Below are 17,818 nucleotides of genomic sequence, written 5' to 3' on the forward strand. Positions count from 1 at the left end.
AATGGAGTGTGTTGTATGGGCCCATGGCTCGATAGCGTGACCGGGTGGCTGGCCGCCAATCCGCAGTGGCTGGCCGCCGCCGTGCTCATTGTGGCGTTCGTGGAATGTCTGGCGATTGCCGGATTGATCGTGCCCGGTACGGTGTTGCTGTTCGCCGTGGCAGTCATGGCGGGCAGCGGTGCGCTGTCGTTGAGCGAAACCCTGTTGCTGGGGTTTCTTGGCGGGATTCTCGGGGATGTGATTTCGTATTTCCTGGGTCGCCACTTCCACCAGAACATCCGACGCCTGCCGGGCCTGCGTCATCACCCGGAGTGGATGGCCGGCGCGGAGACCTATTTCCAGCGTTACGGTATCGCCAGCCTGCTGGTCGGACGCTTCATCGGCCCGCTGCGCCCGATGCTGCCGATGGTCGCCGGAATGTGCGACATGCCCTTCCCGCGCTTCGTTGCCGTCAGTCTGCTGGCTGCGGCGGGCTGGAGCATCGCCTACCTGCTGCCGGGCTGGGCCACCGGGGCGGCGATTCGTCTGCCATTGCCGGAAGGTTTCTGGCTGCAGGCCGGGATCGTCGCCGCCAGCATTGCGGTGATGGTCGGCCTGAGCGCCAACAGCAGCCTGCGCCGTCACCGCCGGGCGACGATCTGGATCAGCAGCATGAGCCTGTCGATCCTGATTGCGCTGTTCATCGGCTATCCCTATCTGACGGCACTCGACCAAGGCGTCATGACCCTCGTGCAGGAGCACCGCAGTGCAGCGCTCGACGAGGTCGCAGTGGTTTTCACCCTGATCGGCGAATTCCGCAACATGTTGCTGTTCAGTGCCCTGCTGACAGGGTTGTTGCTGCTGTGCCGCCAGTGGCGTCAGGCGATCTTCGCCGGCAGTACCCTGCTCGTCACCGCACTGGCCAACACCGGAACCAAGCTGTTTTTCGCCCGGGTGCGCCCGGAGGTGCTGACCGACCCGATCACCAGTTACAGCATGCCCAGCGGCCATGCGTCCGGGTCGTTCGCACTGTTCCTGACGCTCGCGGTGCTGGCCGGACGTGGACAACCGCCAAGACTGCGCCTGACCTGGCTGTTGATCGGCTGCATTCCGGCGCTGGCGATCGCGCTGTCACGGGTGTATCTGGGGGCACATTGGCCGACGGATGTCCTGGCCGGCGCCATGCTCGCCGCCTGCGTCTGCGCAGCGAGCCTGTGGCTGATCCAGCGCCAGTCCCCCCTTGAAGCGATGCCGCAAAAAGTCTGGTGGCTGGTGCTGCCGGCGCTGGTCGCCCTGTTCGGTTTCTTTGTATTGCGGCATCTGCCACATACCCTGTTGCGATATGCCTACTGAGCCCGCACTCAACGCTCATCGGCGCCCCCGGCGCCGGTGAACGTCATCAAACATTTGGCAAAGCAAATGCTCATGAACAAGTCCGTGCCCCATGCCACATTCCGGCAGCAGCACCACAAACGGACTTGTGAAAAGAGCAATGACTTTGAAGAATCAATCAAACGATCTATACCGGACTGACCGACCGCCAGCTCCGATCAAAATATCCGACCTGAACATCCACCCGGAACCGCCCCTTCAGCCCTCGGGCCAAAAACCCGGGCTTGCGGATCTCGACACCCTGTTCGGCCCTCTGCGCATCGGAGAATTCAGCGTCAGCCGCCAGACGCTCCAAGCCTTGGGCGGCCGAATCGATGGGGAAAACCTCTCGGCGACCAACACCTACTTTTCCGAACCTGACCAAGCGTTCATCGATGCACTGGAGTTCGATACGGCTCAGGTCGAACAACGCATGAGATCCGTCCCCTCACCGGAAAACGCTCAGATCCCGCCCCTGCTGTACGAAATCGTCACCCAGCGCTCTCCCGATGCCCCGCCGCTCATGCGAGAGAGGCCCACCGGTGAATTCGCTGACGCCATGAACAAGATCAACCACCTGCTGAACGCCACCCAACGCCTGGACATTCGCCGAGACCCGTTGCCCGAACACCTGCCGGACTGGGTCGATAAAACCAAAAGCCGCGGGATGGCCAGCATGGGCGTCGGGATGCAGGCGTACGGACTCTACAGCGCTTACATCGGCGCCATCGACGCACTGAAGAAAGGTGACACGGCTGAAGCGCTGATCAACGTCGGCGGTGGTCTCTCGGAAATCACTTCACTGGGGGTCGAGTACGCCCTGAGCAAAACCGGCGAACATATGATCCGCCAGGGCTCCATGGCCTTCGAACAATTCGGCAAGACTTCCATGGGCAAATGGCTGTGTCGCGGAGCCGGATTGATCGCCAGCGTGCTGACGCTGCCCTTCGATATCTACACCGCCATCAAATCCTTCAACGATGCGGCCAAGGCCCAGGGCAAGGAAGCGCAGGACCTGTATGTCACCGGTGGGCTGAGTGTATTCAGCGGCGTACTTTCACTGGCGCTCGGCTGTGCCGCTTTGGCGGGATTTCAGGCTGCAGGCCCGGTGGGTATCGCCGCTGCCGCAATCATGATCGTCGGGGCGAAGATCTATGGCGCCGTCCGGGCGGTCGACGACATTGACGACTACATCGAACTGACCGTGATCGAACGCTGGCGTGCCGGCTGGTTTGCATTCACCGGTCAGGACCAGGACAAGGCGCTGATGGATCGCTACCTGGTCGCCAAAACCACTGCGGACTACGCCAAAGCCCTGAAGACCCGCAGCCTTGGCTGGCTGGACAATGAATTCAAGGAGAGTATCGACGTAATCGTCAATGGCCGGTTCGAGGTGAAGATGCAGCCCACTCGCCTCTATCGCTTTCAGTGGGATGAATCCCGTGGCGAAACCCCGTACGTCACCGAGGATCGGCCAGCCATCAGTGACACCGATGACCGTTATGACGCAAGGGATGGCCTGCCGACCTCGGACGTCATCATTGCCAAAACAAAAACCGATCCGGCCAAAGGCGTTTTCTGGAGCCTCGGTGCAGGCAATGACACCGTGCAAGGCTTACGGAAAAAAACCAACTTCTTCAGCTATGGCACGGGCAGGAAAGTCCTCGAAGGCGGCGAGAAGGATGATTCGTTTCTCTTTCAGTCGGCTTGCGAATCGCTCTCGCTCGACCCGATCAAGGTCAGCGAGCTGTCAGGAGGGGACGGTATCGATCTGCTATGGCTGCAAGGCACGCACAGGCATCTCGATCACATTCCCGACCCACCGCGCCATCTCGGTTATGACATTGACCTGAAGAAAGGCACGCTGAAGTTGCGTCCCGCGAACCCGGCGCGGGGACCTGTGCTGCACTCGACGCTCAAGTCCATCGAAAAGGTCGAGACGCTCGCCGGTGCGGCCAATCGCGTGACGGGGTCCGATCAGGCGGACATCATTTCCGCCAACGGTGACGACCACGTTGACGCCGGTGCGGGCGATGACCGGATTTCCGTTCGCGGCATCCACGGGACCGTCGTCGGCGGGCCGGGTAACGACACCTATATTCTCGACCCGATGTGCCGTACCGTATCCATCACCGATGACGGTGCAGAGACGAGCACGGTCTATCTGGGCGTGACGCTTGAAGCCATCCAGCGCTGGTACTTGCGTGATGATGCGCTGGTGATCGAATCGCTGCGCGACGATTCGCCCGGAACTCCGCGACGGGAACTGGTGCTTGAAGCGGTCTACCGGACAGTCGGTCGCAAGCGCTCACTGCACAATGACAAATGGGTGTTCATTACCCAGGACGGCTTCCACCTGCAACCGATATGGCCTGCCAACATCGTGGGAACCGGCGAGCTGACGCTCAGCGTCACTGTCCTGACAGTCGGCATGAACAGGACTTCCCCGGCCCCGGTCAATGACTATCCCTGCAGGATTTCGAAAAACGCACATTCGTCCTACTTCATTTCCCGCCAGACACGTCATTCGACGCTGATAGCCACGCAAAACGATCAGGCCGCGTCCAGTACGATCTACGTTGAGCATGACAGCACCGAAATCAATGAAGTCAGGGCCATCTACACCGTTTCAAAAACCGAGACAGGTGCACTGACGTTTCTTGGCTACAGGGATGTCCACTTCACCATCACGTTCAATCACCCGTCAGGCCTGCTTTCCTTACATGGGATCGTGAAAGAAAGGCCAGACAAGAAAACCGACAAGGGTGGCGGCATCATGGCTTCGGGCTGGAAGATCAATCATCCGGTCATTCTGGTGATGCGCGACGGTGTTTCCTACCACCTCGACGTTCCGCGCAACTCGTATATCGATGATGCAAAAAAGACCGGTTATACCGTCATTCGAAGCCGGGCATCGCTGCGCGAACGTGCAGGACGATACACATTCCTCAAGCCCGGCATCACGAAGCGCACGCTGAAGAGGACTCCACAGCGGGTCGATTTTCAGGCTGACGAGCACAACACCAGCTATTGGCTGGAGGGGCGATCCGCAACCTATGAGCTGTATCCCGCCAGAGGTATTTCCGTGCGGCTGTCTACTGCTCAAGCGGACGCCTTCGTTTCGGGCTCCTCTACCTGGCTCATTCACACCGGTCATTTGCAGGAGCGGATCAGCCCCGGCGATCTCTCCATCAAGGACGATCTAATCAAAATCGGCAGCATTCATGTTCATCTGCCGGACAGCAACGATCCACAGTTGCCGCTGGAAACCGTTGAGGTGGTGGTTTCATCCGGGAACCGTTACCGGATCAATGCCCTGTTTGAAGTGATCGGACTCTGCGCCGTCGATGCACAGGGTTATCCAACGATTCAGGCGATGATTCTGGACATCGCCGCTCACCGGCAACGCGAAGAGCTGGAAACCCATGATCTGCCGGTGTTGAACCTTCGTCTTCATGATGGCGCTCCCGGGAGGATTTTCTACAACATCCTCAACAATCGCTGGAGGCTCGAAAGCGACACGACCCGTTCGATATCGATCGAACACCTGACCATCGTCAAGGAATGACTCCATGCGTCCCAAAAATCCTTCATTGCCAACCCTGCCACGTACCGGCACACCCGCCGATCTATCGTTAGAGGTTCCCCGATTGCGACCGCAGATACCGGATCAGCAGGCACATCCGTCGCTCCCCGCCCCGACGACACCGAACCCTGGACACCCGGGCCAAAACCAGACAGCCGCAGCGATACCCGGCACCTCGAGAATCAAAGTCTCGGACCTGCCCGACCTGCAGCGAGACCCGGCAACCGCGCTGAGCAGCTATCTGTTGAGCCCCGGATTGCTGCGCAATATGCAACCGGCCAACGAAGAAGGCTTGCGTTATGTGGTCGGACGCAAGTTCGTCGATGTGAAAGATGTCGGCACGGTGTACGTGGAGTTCGATATAAGCCTGGGTACCTATCGGGCAATGGATCTGTACAAAAAGCTTGCGCCGGGGCCTGCGCTTTTCAGGAATGCCGGTGAGTCGACCTGGAGCCCTGCTCGACAGAGCGGTACAGGCAATCCGCTCAAACGGCCGAATGCAGACAACTCTGGCGGGACATCGGCGGTGCCCACAAGACAGCCGCGAATCACATCGATGCCCGCACACTTGAAAGTGACCAAGTCGCAATTGCTGAGTACGTATTTCGCACAGCTGTATCCACAAATGACTCACGGTGAGCGAATCATGGAACTGCGCTCCTGCAACCTGTCACCCCTTCAACACATCCGATTGCGCGACGACCTGATCGTCAATCCTTCAGCACTTCCCGAATGGGTAACGCAACACAGGACCCGTTCCGTTGATGCCGACGATCCTTCACGCTTTGACGCTCTGCATGAGGAAATAGAACCTTTACTCCTGCCGCTGAGGAATGGCCGGCTGGGCCTCGGCGATCTGGGTGATTACCCCGACTTCAGCGAAAGTGTCAGCCGCGAATTCCTCGACGGATTCCTGGCAAAACTGGGTTATCTGCGCAACGCCAGCGACTGTTTGTTCCGGACAGACATCCCGGCCCTGTTCAGAGCCGATGAGCGCACGCCGTTCGAGTTCTACAACGATGGCCGGATGTTGCCGCGGTTAAAACATCCTCGCGGAGCAACGACCGAGAAACCGATCAGTGCCACCGTCAGCCTCAAATTGGTTCATCAATATGCCGGCAGAGGCATTGACTCGCCCGATCCTGAATACCTGCGCTACAACAGCCAGAAAAACAAATACCCTGGGCGCAAGCCTGGAGAGTCGGACAACGAATCAGGGGAGTCCGACAACGACTGGTCCGATGCCTCGGACGTGGAGCTGGATTCCGAACGAAATTACGAAACCATCCGACACAATCAGGTCGTCATATTCGCTTATGTCATCGACACGCGAAAAATGGAAATCGTCCTGAGAGAGGAAAATCATCTACTCAACGGCGCAGCTGGAGACAAGGGGGCGTGGTTTCCCGATGACGAGCTCGAAGCACTGATATCGACGTCCAAACGAGGCATAGAGCTGGGACGCTTGTGGATGCTCGACTCGACCCACACGCGCGCTGCGAAAGTCGAAGACATTGCTCATGAGGCGGGATACGAATCTCGAATGGATATAGAGGAGCGAACCCATCAAGGCGCCTACAACCGATATGAATATGACACTCTGATCGACAAGGTCGCCGAGGCCGGCAAACCGATACTGACGCTGGACAAAGGCAAGGAGTGGTTCGCCAACGATATCGTCTGGCCCGAATAAGCCGCTTCAGGCGAACAGTTCGCCCTGCAACTCGTCGAGCAGCGCCTGGATCGCATCCAGTCGCTGCTGTGGGTCATCGAGTTGCAGCAGGTCGATCTTGTCCTCTTCGGCGAACGGCAACAGGTACGCCAGTTGATTGGCCAGCGACTGCTGCCCTGCCGCCTCGATGCCCATGTTCAGCGCCTCGACCATCGGGTGCTCGGCGAGAGCCTTGAGCAGGGCCACCAGGTCGGCGTCTTCATCCTGCAAGGGTTGCTCGGGTTCTTCGTCCAGCCACTCGACCTCGGCGACGATCAGTTGATCACGCTGCACTTCGGTTCGCTGCACCAGAAAGCGGCGCCCGCCCTGCACCCGGATGCCCAGCAATCCATTGTCCTGCTGCTGGAAATCAGTGATTCGCGCTTCGCAACCGACCATGGCGAAACCTTCGGGGGCAGCGCCGACTTCATGGCCTTCGAGGATGCACACCACGCCAAAGCCGCCGCCCTGTTTCATGCAGCGACCGATCATGTCCAGGTAACGTGCCTCGAAGATCTGCAGATCCAGGTTGCAGCCGGGAAACAGCACCGTGTTCAGCGGGAAAAGCGGCAGACTCATAGACATTTCCTTACACCACCATTGTCACCGCCAACGGCAGGAAGACCGCCGTGGCCACGCCCATCAGACTCATCGCCAGTGCCGCGAAGGCGCCGCACTCGTCACTTTCCTGCAACGCCACCGACGTGCCGACCGCATGCGCGGTCATGCCCAGCGCCATGCCGCGCGCCTCAGGGCTGTGCACACCGAGGCGGGTCAACAACGCCGGGCCGAAGATCGCGCCGATCACCCCGGTGATCAACACGAACACAGCCGCCAGCGCCGCGACGCCACCGATCTGCTCGGCCACCAGCATGGCAATCGGCGATGTCACCGACTTCGGTGCCATGGTCATCAGGATCATGTGATCGGCACCGAACCACCAGCCCAGCGCCACGCCCATACCCGTGGCAACCACCCCGCCTATCACCAGCGTAGTAAAAATCGGCCAGAACAATTGGCGGATGCGCCGCAGGTTCAGATACAGCGGCACCGCCAGCGCGACGGTCGCCGGGCCCAGCAGAATGCTGAGGATCTCGGTGCTCTTGCGGTACTCGACGTAAGTCAGGCCGCAACCGACCAGCACACCGATCACCAGCAGCATGGAAACCAGCACTGGCTGCAGAAAGATCCAGCGGGTTTTCTCGAAGGCCGCCAGCACCAGTTGATAGGCGCCCAGGGTGATGCCGATGCCGAACAGCGGATGGTGAATCACCGAAGCCCAGGCACCTTGCCAGTCAAACAGCATCAGGATTCCTCCGAATGCGGCGCGTGATGCTTGACCAGTCGTTGCATCAGCACCCCGGCGAACGCCATGGACAGGATCAGCGAGAGCACCAACGCACCGACAATGGCCCAGAAATCCGCGGCAATCGCCGTGGCGTAAACCATCACGCCCACCGCCGGCGGCACCAGCAACAACGGCAAATAGCGCAACAGACTGCCGGCAGCGAGGTTCAGCGGCTCGCCCACTTCACCGCGCACGATCAGGAACGCCAGCAACAGCAAAAGGCCGATGATCGGCCCCGGCAGCACCGGCAACAGCAAATGATTGAGGGCCGTGCCGAGCAATTGAAACAGCACCAGCCACGTCAGGCCGCGTAGCAACATCCGTCATCTCCATCTTACTTTCCAACCCGCAAGTCGTCGGCATTATAAGCACGCCTGCGCTATGGACCGGCATTCGCCAAAAGCATGGTCGGTTGACCTGAGCAAATCGCCATGATGATCTACAGTGGTTCGCAGGGCGGGCAAATCCCCCACCTGAAAAACGATAAAACCGATGAACCCAAGGAGAGTCTCAATGCCCTATGTTCCAGTTGCAGAGCTCAAAGATTATGTCGGCAAGGAACTCGGACGTTCCGAATGGCTCACCATCGATCAGGAACGCATCAACCTGTTCGCCGAAGCCACCGGGGATTATCAGTTCATCCATGTCGATCCGGTCAAAGCCGCGCAAACGCCATTTGGCAGCACCATTGCACACGGTTTTCTGTCGTTGTCGCTGATCCCCAAACTGATGGAAGACATCCTGATCCTGCCGCAAGGTGTGAAGATGGTGGTCAACTACGGTCTGGACAGCGTGCGTTTCATCCAGCCGGTCAAGGTCAACTCCAAGGTCCGGCTCAAGGTCGACCTCGGTGAAGTGACCGAGAAGAAACCCGGCCAGTGGCTGCTCAAGGCCACCGCCACCCTGGAGATCGAAGGCTCGGACAAACCGGCCTACATCGCCGAACCGCTGTCACTCTGCTTCGTCTGAGTGCCGGGATGCGAAACGGCTCACGCGGTTTCGCATCCACTCCTCTCTGCCGGCTGTATAAGGTCACATAGCTGCGGCATACTCGGTCGCCTAATTGCCCGGATCCCGCTATGCGCCAACTTGCTGCTCTTGCACCGCTTGCCCTGACCCTGATGCTCACCGCTTGCGGCGACGGCGAATCGCTGCTGCCCCCGGACGCACGTCTGCCCGATGGCGGCCGCTATCGCGGCGAACTGGTCAACGGCCTGCTGCAAGGCCAGGGCCGGGTCGACTACCCCAACGGCAGCTGGTACGCCGGTACCTTCGACAAGGGGCAGTGGCACGGCCAGGGTGAATGGCACGGCAGCAATGGCGAGGTCTATCGCGGCAACTTCCAGCAGGGCCTGTTCGACGGCCAGGGCACGCTGACCACCCATGGCGGCAGCTACACCGGCGGTTTCAAGCAGGGCCGGCGCGAAGGCGAAGGCACCCTCAAGGAAAACGCGATGACCTATCGCGGCGAATTCAAGGACGACCAGTATTCCGGGCTCGGTCGCCTGGAGCTGGATGACGGCAGCTCCTATCAGGGCCAGTTCCTGCACGGCAAACCCAACGGCGAAGGTCAGCGCGGCGATGCCAGCGGCAATCAGTTCAGCGGCCACTTCATCAATGGCCAGCTCGAAGGCAACGGCACCTTCAACAGCGCCGACGGCGACATCTATGTCGGCGGCTTCAAGAACAATCAACTGCACGGCAAGGGCCGTTACGAAAACGCTGACGGCGACGTCTGGCTCGGCCAGTTCAAGGAAGGCGCGCTGACCGGCAAGGGCGAACTGATCGGTGCCGACGGCAGCCATTACATCGGCTACTTCAACGATTGGCGTTTCAGTGGCCAGGGCCGTCTGAATCTGTCCGATGGCAGTTTCTACATCGGCGGATTCGACAGCGACAGCTACTCGGGACGCGGCACCCTGGTGCTCACCGACGGCACCGTGCTCAGCGGCACCTGGATCAACGGCCAGCGCGTGCGCGACGCCGACGGCAAATTGTTGCCCGACACCCTCGAACTCGGCCTGCTGGCTCAGGGCCGTCTGCTCGACGAGGCGCTGGCCAATGTGCCGGCCTCGACCCCGGCAGTGGAGCTGTACACCCTGACCCTCGGCGGCGACGGCAAGCAAAGCGTGTTCCTGCGCGAATCCGACTACGTGGCCAACATGCTCACCAGCCGTTTCGGCGCCGTTGGCCAGATCCGCCTGGTCAACCATCGCGACCACCTCGGCGACCGACCGATGGCCACCCGCGAAAACCTGCGTCGCGCCGCCCAGACCCTGGCCGAACGCAGCGGTCCGGAAGACCTGATCTTCATCTACCTGACCAGCCATGGCACCGCCGAACACGAACTGGTCCTCGACCAGCCGCGCATGGAGCTGGCCGATCTGCCCGCCGACGAACTCGCCACCGTGCTCGCGCCGCTGAAGAACCGCGACAAGATCATCGTGATTTCGGCGTGCTATTCCGGCGGCTTCATTCCGGCACTCAAGGACGAACGCACACTGATCATGACCGCCTCGCGCGCCGACCGCGTATCGTTCGGCTGCTCCGAAGAGGCCAACTTCACCTATTTCGGCGATGCCCTGTTTGCCCAGGCGCTGAACCAGACTGACGATCTGGAGCAAGCCTTCAAACTGGCCAAAGCCACCGTTGCCGAGCGCGAACTGGCGGACAATTTCGAAGCGTCCGAACCGCAGATCTGGGCACCGAAAACCGTGCTTTCGCACTGGCAGCTACTGCGCAAGCAACAGGCGAGAAAAGCGTTGCAAAGTGCTGCGTTGAACGACGGAGCGACAAACAGCAACTAAGCTGAACAGTATCAAGGGAGAGACACTATGTACTTGACGCCTCAGCATGTCTTGCTTGCCGGCGCCACCGGGCTGACCGGTGAGCACCTGCTCGACCGTTTGCTCAACGAGCCCACGATCACCCGTGTCCTGGCCCCTTCACGCCGGCCGCTGGCCGAACATCCGCACCTGGAAAACCCCGTCGGCGATCCGCAGACCTTCCTGCCGCAACTGGCCGGCCGGGTCGACATCGCGTATTGCTGTCTCGGCACCACTATCAAGCAGGCCGGTTCCGAAGAGGCATTCCGCGCCGTGGATCTGGACATGGTGGTGGCGTTCGCCAAGCGTGCCCGGGAAATGGGGGCACGGCACCTGATCGTGATCAGCGCCCTCGGAGCCGATCGCCGGTCCTCGATTTTCTACAACCGGGTCAAGGGCGAGATGGAACATGCATTGCGCGCGCAGGATTGGCCGCAACTGACCATTTGCCGGCCATCCCTGCTGCTTGGGGAGCGCAGCGAGCCTCGCCTGGGCGAGCAACTGGCCGCCCCCTTTTCGAAACTGATTCCCGGCAAGTACCGCGGCATCGAAGCCTGCCAGCTGGCCCGAGCCATGTGGCGCCTGGCGCTGGAGGAACAGGACGGCGTGCGCATCGTCGAGTCGGATGAACTGAGGAAGCTGGGCAAATAAAAAGACCGCAGCCATGGGCTGCGGTCTTTTCTACAGGCCGCCGGTCGCCTGAAACCCTACACCGATCACCGTCAGTAACGACAACGGCAACAGCAGTGTGTCGAGCAATGCGCTGGCCGGCAGATCCACCGCGGGATATTGCGGGGCTTCGGCGCCGAACCGATCCATCGCGCAACACCCGCCATTCATCGCATACAGATCCAGTCGCGTGCCGGAATACACCACCGGCGCGCCGGGTTTCGCCGCATCGAGCGTGCGCGCCGTGGCACAGCCGGTCAGTTGCAACATCAGCAGGATCGCCAGCAGCTTATTCATCGCTGCTCAGATGGTGCTCGCCCCAGCGCGGCAGCATGTCCTGGGGGATGCCCAGCAGATTGAGAATCCGTGCCACCACGAAATCGATCAGGTCGTCGATGGTCTGCGGCTGGTGATAGAAGCCCGGCGAAGCAGGCAGGATGGTCACGCCCATGTTCGACAGCTTGAGCATGTGCTCCAGGTGAATGCTCGAATACGGCGCTTCGCGTGGCACCAGAATCAACTGGCGACGCTCCTTCAACGTCACGTCCGCCGCCCGTTCGATCAGGTTGTTGCAGGCGCCGGTGGCGATGGCCGACAGCGTACCCGTTGAGCACGGCACCACCACCATCGCCGCCGGCGCCCCGGAGCCCGAGGCCACCGGCGACATCCAGTCTTCCTTGCCATACACCCGAATCTGCCCGGCGGCGGCACCGGTGTATTCGGTCAGGAACGCCTGCATCGATTGCGGCTTGGCCGGCAGCGTCACATCCGTCTCGGTGGCCATCACCAGTTGCGCAGCCTTGGAGATCAGGAAATGCACCTCCCGATCCTCGCGCACCAGACAATCCAGCAGGCGCAAGCCGTATTGGGCGCCGGATGCGCCGGTCATCGCCAGCGTGATGCGTTCCGGGCCGCCGTCCTGAAAGCGAGTGTTCATTTCAGCGCCTCGGCGAGTTTGCCGTGCAGGCCGCCGAAGCCGCCGTTGCTCATGATCACCACGTGGGTGCCGGGCTGGGCCTGGCTCTTCACGCGTTCGATGATGCCTTCCAGCGAATCGCTGACGATCGACGGCACGGTGCACAGCGCGGCAGTGCCAGCCAGATCCCAGCCGAGGTTGGCCGGTGCGTACCAGATCACCTGATCGGCATCCACCACGCTGTCCGGCAGACCGTCACGGTGGGCGCCGAGCTTCATGGAGTTGGAGCGCGGCTCGATGATCGCGATCAGCGGTGCATCACCGATGCGTTTGCGCAAGCCATCGAGGGTGGTAGCGATCGCGGTCGGGTGGTGGGCGAAGTCATCATAGATGGTGATGCCGCGCACTTGCGCGACTTTCTCCATCCGGCGCTTGACGCTCTTGAAGCTGCTCAACCCGGCAATGCCCATGGATGGCACGACACCGACGTGACGTGCGGCGGCCAGCGTGGCCAGGGCGTTGGCAACGTTGTGCTGACCGGTCAATTCCCACTCGACCACGCCCTGAGACTCGCCTTCGAACATCACTTCGAACGCCGAGCCGTCATCCTTCAGCAACTTGACCTGCCACTGACCGCCGGCACCGGTGGTTTGCACCGGGGTCCAGCAGCCCATTTCGATCACCCGCTGCAAAGCCGGTTCGGTGGTCGGATGGATCACCAGTCCTTCGCTCGGAATGGTGCGCACCAGGTGGTGGAACTGCCGCTCGATGGCCGCCAGATCGGGGAAAATGTCCGCGTGATCGAACTCAAGGTTATTGAGGATCGCGGTGCGCGGACGGTAGTGGACGAACTTCGAACGCTTGTCGAAGAACGCGCTGTCGTACTCGTCGGCCTCGATCACGAAGAACGGCGTGCCACCCAGACGCGCCGACACCGAGAAGTTCTGCGGAACACCACCGATCAGAAAACCCGGACTCATGCCGGCGTGTTCCAGCACCCAGGCGAGCATGCTGCTGGTGGTGGTCTTGCCGTGCGTACCGGCAACCGCCAGCACCCAGCGACCTTGCAGCACATGGTCGGCCAGCCACTGCGGGCCGGAGACGTACGGCAGGCCTTTGTTCAGCACATATTCCACCGCCGGATTGCCCCGAGACATGGCGTTGCCGATCACCACCAGATCCGGTGCCGGCTCGAGCTGCGCCGGGTCGTAACCCTGGGTCAGCTGAATGCCCTGGGCTTCGAGCTGAGTGCTCATCGGCGGATAGACGTTGGCATCGGAGCCGGTCACGTGATGGCCCAGCTCTTTGGCCAGAACCGCCATCGAGCCCATGAAAGTCCCGCAGATACCCAGAATATGAATGTGCATAGTCGACCTCGTAAAACATGGCCGCAGGTTAGCGCAGGGAGGGGGAAATCGCACTCTTTAGCTGATCACCCGACATGATCGTTCCCACGCTCCGGACTGACCCCAACAAAGGACGCTCTGCGTCCCGGAGCAGATGCGGAGCGTCCGGGGAGGCATTCCCACGCGGACGGTTCGACGCCTCGACGTGGGAATGATCAGGAGGGGGACTCAGGCGCTGCGGGCAATCCCGTGTTTGCGCAGCTTTCTATAAAGGGTGTTGCGACTGACGCCAAGTTGCTCGGCCGTATGGGTCATGTGCCAGCGCGTGTGCTCCAGCGCATTAAGCAATGCCAGCCGTTCGGCATCCTCCAGTGGTTGTCCGGACGACACTTCATCGACTTTGACCAACAACGGTTGTACCTGCCGGAACATCGCCGGCAGATCCTCCAGTCCGATCCGCCCTTCATCGCACAACGCCGCCAGCGTGCGCAGCACATTGCGCATCTGCCGCACATTGCCCGGCCAGTTGAACCCGAGCAAGGCCCGGCGCGCCGGTTCTTCGACCAGGATCGTTTCACCACTCGCCTCTTGCGCCAGCAGGAAATCCAGCAATTGGGATTTGTCACTGCGCTCGCGCAATGGCGGCAGCGCCACTTCCAGCCCATTGAGGCGGTAATACAGATCCTCGCGGAAACTGCCGTCCGCCACTCGCTCCAGCAGATTGCGGTGAGTGGCACTGATGATCCGCACGTTGACCGCTTCCGGCTCGCCACCGATCGGCACCACCTGCCGGTCCTCCAGTACTCGCAGCAAACGGGTCTGCAAGGCCAGCGGCATGTCGCCGATTTCGTCGAGGAAAAGCGTGCCGCCATCGGCCTGTTGCAATTTGCCGCGCATGCCGTCCTTGCGTGCGCCGGTAAAACTGCCGCCGCGATAGCCGAACAGTTCGCTCTCGATCAGGCTCTCGGGAATCGCTGCGCAGTTGAGGGCGACGAACGCTTTGCCTGCGCGTTGACTGGCGTTGTGCACAGCCTTGGCGAACGCCTCCTTGCCAGAGCCGGTTTCGCCATTGATCAACAGCGGCACGTCGCGCTCGAATACCCGCAAAGCCTTGCGAAAGTCCGTCTGCAGCCCGGCATCACCCAGGCAAATGCCGGCCATGCGCGGTGATTCGGGAACTGTCGGTTTCGGCAGGACGGTAGACGGCTTGCGCGCCTCTCCACGCAATACGGCAAACAGATGCCGTCCGTCACGAGTGCGCAACGGCCAGCTGGCGCAGGCCTGGGCACTGGCGCGACCCAGCAGCTCATCCAGCGAACAATCGAAAAACGCTTCTACCGGTTTGCCGAGCAAACCACCACGAATGTGCCCCAGCAGGTTCAATGCGCTCTGGTTGACCGCACTGATCCGCCCTTCCCCGTCAAACGCCAGCAACCCTTCGCTGAACAGCCCGACGGACTCGGCCTGGAGATGGAAACGCAGCAACCATTGATTATCGAAACAACGCAGGAAGTAACAGCTCTCGATCATCTTCGCCGACAGATTGACCAGCGCCATGGTGTGAAACTGGCTCTGGCGCGAAACGTCCGGCCGCGCCGAGGACACGTCGAGCACCGCCAGCAGTTCGCCGTGGGGATCGAACACCGGGCTCGCCGAGCAGGTCAGGCCGGTGTGGCGCCCGCGAAAGTGTTCGTCCTGATGAATGGTCAGGGCCTGACGTTCAACCAGGCAGGTGCCGATGCCGTTGGTGCCTTCACAGGCCTCGCTCCAGTCTGAACCCAGCCAGAGGCCGGCGCGCTCGAAGATCTTGCGTTCGGCAGGAGCGGTGACGCAGTTGAGGATCACCCCGCGCGCGTCGGTCAGCAGCACCGCGTTTCCGGCGCCGGAGAGTTGTTGATGCAGGCTGCTCATTTCATTGCCGGCGATCTGCAACACCTGTTGCAGCCGTTCGCGGCTTTCGAGGATTCGACCGTGTTCGAGCACGGTCGGCGCCATGGTCAGGGCCGGATCGAGGTGATAGTCCTCAAGACAACGCAGCCACGAACGGGCAATCGACGGATCGGCACCGGGGCCATGCAGATGCGGCTTGCCCTGGGTGACGGTGAGAACCTGTCGGGCATGGCGACTCAAATGGTTGTCGTGCATTTCTTATTATTCTCCCCGAGGCTCATCGGCCCATGCGTGAAGTGGTGCTCAGCATCCTCCAGCCAACCGGTCTTTGCAATGCTGGCAAGACCGCCCGGTCACGGGTTGTGCCAGAAGCGGTACAAACTGTCACCCGGGCTGTACCGATACCGTCACAGCCGCTTGCCACTTGTCCGATAGAAATCACGCAAAACCTTGATTTTCCTGACCTGCACGGCAGTGGCCCGGCCTTTGCTCTACGCTTATGGCAAGCGCACATGCGCCTCCCGACAAATACAAAAGCCAAGGAGAAATCGTCATGCGTTACGCTCACCCCGGTACTGAAGGCGCCAAGGTCTCGTTCAAGAGCAAGTACGGTAACTACATCGGCGGCGAGTTCGTCGCGCCTGTCAAAGGTCAGTACTTCACCAACACCTCGCCTGTGAATGGCCAGCCGATTGCCGAATTCCCGCGTTCCACCGCCGAAGACATCGAAAAGGCTCTGGACGCCGCCCACGCCGCTGCCGATGCCTGGGGCGCGACGTCTGCCCAGGCCCGCTCGCTGATCCTGCTGAAAATCGCCGATCGCATCGAACAGAACCTCGAAACCCTGGCAATCACCGAAACCTGGGACAACGGCAAAGCCATCCGTGAAACCCTCAATGCCGACATCCCGCTGGCCGCCGACCACTTCCGTTATTTCGCCGGCTGCCTGCGCGCCCAGGAAGGCAGCGCCGCCGAAATCGACGGCAACACCGTGGCCTATCACATCCATGAACCACTGGGCGTGGTGGGCCAGATCATCCCGTGGAACTTCCCGATCCTGATGGCCGCGTGGAAACTCGCCCCGGCGCTGGCTGCCGGCAACTGCGTGGTGCTCAAACCTGCCGAACAAACCCCGCTGGGCATCAGCGTGCTGCTGGAACTGATCGGCGACTTGCTGCCACCCGGCGTGCTCAACGTGGTGCAAGGGTTCGGCAAAGAAGCCGGCGAAGCCCTGGCCACCAGCAAGCGCATCGCCAAGATCGCCTTCACCGGCTCGACCCCGGTCGGTTCGCACATCATGAAATGCGCTGCCGAGAACATCATCCCGTCCACCGTGGAACTGGGCGGCAAGTCGCCGAACATCTTCTTCGAAGACATCATGCAGGCCGAGCCAAGCTTCATTGAAAAGGCCGCCGAAGGTCTGGTGCTGGCGTTCTTCAACCAGGGCGAAGTCTGCACCTGCCCGTCCCGTGCCCTGGTTCAGGAGTCGATCTATCCGCAATTCATGGAAGCGGTGATGAAGAAAGTCAGCCAGATCAAACGCGGCGACCCACTCGACACCGACACCATGGTCGGCGCCCAGGCGTCCGAGCAGCAATTCGACAAGATCCTGTCGTACCTGGAAATCGCCAAGGGCGAAGGTGCCGAGCTGCTGACCGGCGGCAAGGTGGAAAAACTCGAAGGCAACCTGGCTTCCGGTTATTACATCCAGCCGACCCTGCTCAAGGGCAACAACAAGATGCGCGTGTTCCAGGAAGAAATCTTCGGCCCGGTGGTGAGCATCACCACCTTCAAGGACGAAGCCGAAGCCCTGGCGATTGCCAACGACACCGAGTTCGGCCTCGGCGCCGGCCTCTGGACCCGCGACATCAACCGCGCCTATCGCGTGGGCCGGGCCATCAAGGCCGGTCGTGTGTGGACCAACTGCTACCACCTGTACCCGGCGCACGCCGCGTTCGGCGGGTACAAGAAGTCCGGTGTCGGCCGTGAAACCCACAAGATGATGCTCGACCACTACCAACAGACCAAAAACCTGCTGGTGAGCTACGACATCAACCCGCTGGGCTTCTTCTGAAAAACCGGGCGACACCGAACTATCGGTGTCGCCCTCCAAATTGCTATCGCTGGCAAGCCAGCTCCCACAGGGAGCTGCGCAAGTCCGAACACCACAGAAAACT

At 61.0% G+C, this 17,818-nt stretch carries 14 protein-coding genes; 7 read left to right on the forward strand and 7 right to left on the reverse strand.

What is annotated here, in order from left to right; translation table 11 throughout:
- Positions 1-15: 15 nt before the first annotated feature.
- The 3 genes from NWV16_RS24975 to NWV16_RS24985 all read left to right on the forward strand — a co-directional run bounded on the left by NWV16_RS24975 (position 16) and on the right by NWV16_RS24985 (position 6,629).
- Positions 16-1,332 carry a bifunctional DedA family/phosphatase PAP2 family protein gene (locus NWV16_RS24975; protein WP_260521142.1) on the forward strand — a complete coding sequence of 439 codons (1,317 nt, stop codon included), beginning with the start codon at positions 16-18 and terminating at the stop codon, positions 1,330-1,332.
- A 139-nt stretch (positions 1,333-1,471) separates the two neighbouring features.
- A complete protein-coding gene (locus NWV16_RS24980) occupies positions 1,472-4,918 on the forward strand; it encodes a calcium-binding protein (protein WP_260521143.1) in 3,447 nt (1,148 codons plus the stop codon).
- Positions 4,919-4,922: 4 nt separating this feature from the next.
- Positions 4,923-6,629: a hypothetical protein gene (locus NWV16_RS24985; protein WP_260521144.1), complete on the forward strand. Its 1,707-nt coding sequence runs from the start codon at positions 4,923-4,925 to the stop codon at positions 6,627-6,629.
- Between the two features lie 6 nt (positions 6,630-6,635).
- Here NWV16_RS24985 and NWV16_RS24990 read toward each other — a convergent pair whose 3' ends face one another.
- Genes NWV16_RS24990 through NWV16_RS25000 form a run of 3 tightly spaced genes read right to left on the reverse strand, consistent with a single transcriptional unit; the run spans position 6,636 to position 8,315 of the window.
- On the reverse strand, positions 6,636-7,226 hold the full coding sequence (locus tag NWV16_RS24990; protein WP_260521145.1) for an LON peptidase substrate-binding domain-containing protein: 591 nt from the start codon (positions 7,224-7,226) through the stop codon (positions 6,636-6,638).
- A 10-nt stretch (positions 7,227-7,236) separates the two neighbouring features.
- The gene (locus tag NWV16_RS24995) at positions 7,237-7,953 is read right to left on the reverse strand and encodes an LrgB family protein (protein ID WP_260521146.1); all 717 of its coding nucleotides are present in this window, start codon (positions 7,951-7,953) and stop codon (positions 7,237-7,239) included.
- On the reverse strand, positions 7,953-8,315 hold the full coding sequence (locus NWV16_RS25000) for a CidA/LrgA family protein (RefSeq protein WP_260521147.1): 363 nt from the start codon (positions 8,313-8,315) through the stop codon (positions 7,953-7,955). Before NWV16_RS25000 ends, NWV16_RS24995 begins: the two co-directional genes overlap by 1 nt.
- Before the next feature lie 193 nt (positions 8,316-8,508).
- Here NWV16_RS25000 and NWV16_RS25005 point away from each other — a divergent pair, with 193 nt between their 5' ends.
- From NWV16_RS25005 to NWV16_RS25015, 3 genes are all read left to right on the forward strand, one after another.
- On the forward strand, positions 8,509-8,964 hold the full coding sequence (locus NWV16_RS25005; protein ID WP_007909575.1) for a MaoC family dehydratase: 456 nt from the start codon (positions 8,509-8,511) through the stop codon (positions 8,962-8,964).
- Positions 8,965-9,074: 110 nt separating this feature from the next.
- Positions 9,075-10,802 (forward strand): C13 family peptidase, encoded by a 1,728-nt coding sequence (locus NWV16_RS25010; RefSeq protein WP_260521148.1) that lies wholly within the window; start codon positions 9,075-9,077, stop codon positions 10,800-10,802.
- 27 nt (positions 10,803-10,829) lie between these two features.
- A complete protein-coding gene (locus tag NWV16_RS25015) occupies positions 10,830-11,471 on the forward strand; it encodes an oxidoreductase (RefSeq protein ID WP_065259578.1) in 642 nt (213 codons plus the stop codon).
- Positions 11,472-11,501: 30 nt separating this feature from the next.
- Here NWV16_RS25015 and NWV16_RS25020 read toward each other — a convergent pair whose 3' ends face one another.
- From NWV16_RS25020 to NWV16_RS25035, 4 genes are all read right to left on the reverse strand, one after another.
- A complete protein-coding gene (locus NWV16_RS25020) occupies positions 11,502-11,786 on the reverse strand; it encodes a YceK/YidQ family lipoprotein (protein ID WP_260521149.1) in 285 nt (94 codons plus the stop codon).
- Positions 11,779-12,426 carry a flavin prenyltransferase UbiX gene (gene ubiX, locus NWV16_RS25025; protein ID WP_065259575.1) on the reverse strand — a complete coding sequence of 216 codons (648 nt, stop codon included), beginning with the start codon at positions 12,424-12,426 and terminating at the stop codon, positions 11,779-11,781. The genes NWV16_RS25020 and ubiX overlap by 8 nt, the downstream gene beginning before the upstream one ends.
- The gene (mpl, locus tag NWV16_RS25030; protein WP_260521150.1) at positions 12,423-13,772 is read right to left on the reverse strand and encodes a UDP-N-acetylmuramate:L-alanyl-gamma-D-glutamyl-meso-diaminopimelate ligase; all 1,350 of its coding nucleotides are present in this window, start codon (positions 13,770-13,772) and stop codon (positions 12,423-12,425) included. The genes ubiX and mpl overlap by 4 nt, the downstream gene beginning before the upstream one ends.
- A 207-nt stretch (positions 13,773-13,979) precedes the next feature.
- Entirely contained in the window at positions 13,980-15,896 is a 1,917-nt protein-coding gene (locus NWV16_RS25035; RefSeq protein ID WP_260521151.1) for a sigma-54-dependent Fis family transcriptional regulator, read from the reverse strand.
- A 298-nt stretch (positions 15,897-16,194) separates the two neighbouring features.
- Between NWV16_RS25035 and NWV16_RS25040 the strand changes: the two genes are divergently transcribed.
- The gene (locus NWV16_RS25040; RefSeq protein WP_260521152.1) at positions 16,195-17,715 is read left to right on the forward strand and encodes an aldehyde dehydrogenase family protein; all 1,521 of its coding nucleotides are present in this window, start codon (positions 16,195-16,197) and stop codon (positions 17,713-17,715) included.
- The last annotated feature ends 103 nt before the right edge of the window (positions 17,716-17,818 follow it).

This window comes from Pseudomonas sp. BW7P1 (genome assembly GCF_024981055.1).
Classification (GTDB): Bacteria; Pseudomonadota; Gammaproteobacteria; order Pseudomonadales; family Pseudomonadaceae; genus Aquipseudomonas; species Aquipseudomonas bananamidigenes.

Excerpts from the sequence above, each read along its gene's own strand:
- NWV16_RS25015 (WP_065259578.1), top strand. The coding sequence starts at position 10,830 with ATGTACTTGACGCCTCAGCATGTCTTGCTTGCCGGCGCCACCGGGCTG.
- NWV16_RS25010 (WP_260521148.1), top strand. The coding sequence starts at position 9,075 with ATGCGCCAACTTGCTGCTCTTGCACCGCTTGCCCTGACCCTGATGCTC.
- NWV16_RS24980 (WP_260521143.1), top strand. The coding sequence starts at position 1,472 with ATGACTTTGAAGAATCAATCAAACGATCTATACCGGACTGACCGACCG.
- NWV16_RS25035 (WP_260521151.1), bottom strand. The coding sequence starts at position 15,896 with ATGCACGACAACCATTTGAGTCGCCATGCCCGACAGGTTCTCACCGTC.
- NWV16_RS24975 (WP_260521142.1), top strand. The coding sequence starts at position 16 with ATGGGCCCATGGCTCGATAGCGTGACCGGGTGGCTGGCCGCCAATCCG.
- NWV16_RS24990 (WP_260521145.1), bottom strand. The coding sequence starts at position 7,226 with ATGAGTCTGCCGCTTTTCCCGCTGAACACGGTGCTGTTTCCCGGCTGC.
- NWV16_RS25000 (WP_260521147.1), bottom strand. The coding sequence starts at position 8,315 with ATGTTGCTACGCGGCCTGACGTGGCTGGTGCTGTTTCAATTGCTCGGC.
- NWV16_RS24985 (WP_260521144.1), top strand. The coding sequence starts at position 4,923 with ATGCGTCCCAAAAATCCTTCATTGCCAACCCTGCCACGTACCGGCACA.
- NWV16_RS24995 (WP_260521146.1), bottom strand. The coding sequence starts at position 7,953 with ATGCTGTTTGACTGGCAAGGTGCCTGGGCTTCGGTGATTCACCATCCG.
- NWV16_RS25005 (WP_007909575.1), top strand. The coding sequence starts at position 8,509 with ATGCCCTATGTTCCAGTTGCAGAGCTCAAAGATTATGTCGGCAAGGAA.
- ubiX (WP_065259575.1), bottom strand. The coding sequence starts at position 12,426 with ATGAACACTCGCTTTCAGGACGGCGGCCCGGAACGCATCACGCTGGCG.
- mpl (WP_260521150.1), bottom strand. The coding sequence starts at position 13,772 with ATGCACATTCATATTCTGGGTATCTGCGGGACTTTCATGGGCTCGATG.
- NWV16_RS25020 (WP_260521149.1), bottom strand. The coding sequence starts at position 11,786 with ATGAATAAGCTGCTGGCGATCCTGCTGATGTTGCAACTGACCGGCTGT.
- NWV16_RS25040 (WP_260521152.1), top strand. The coding sequence starts at position 16,195 with ATGCGTTACGCTCACCCCGGTACTGAAGGCGCCAAGGTCTCGTTCAAG.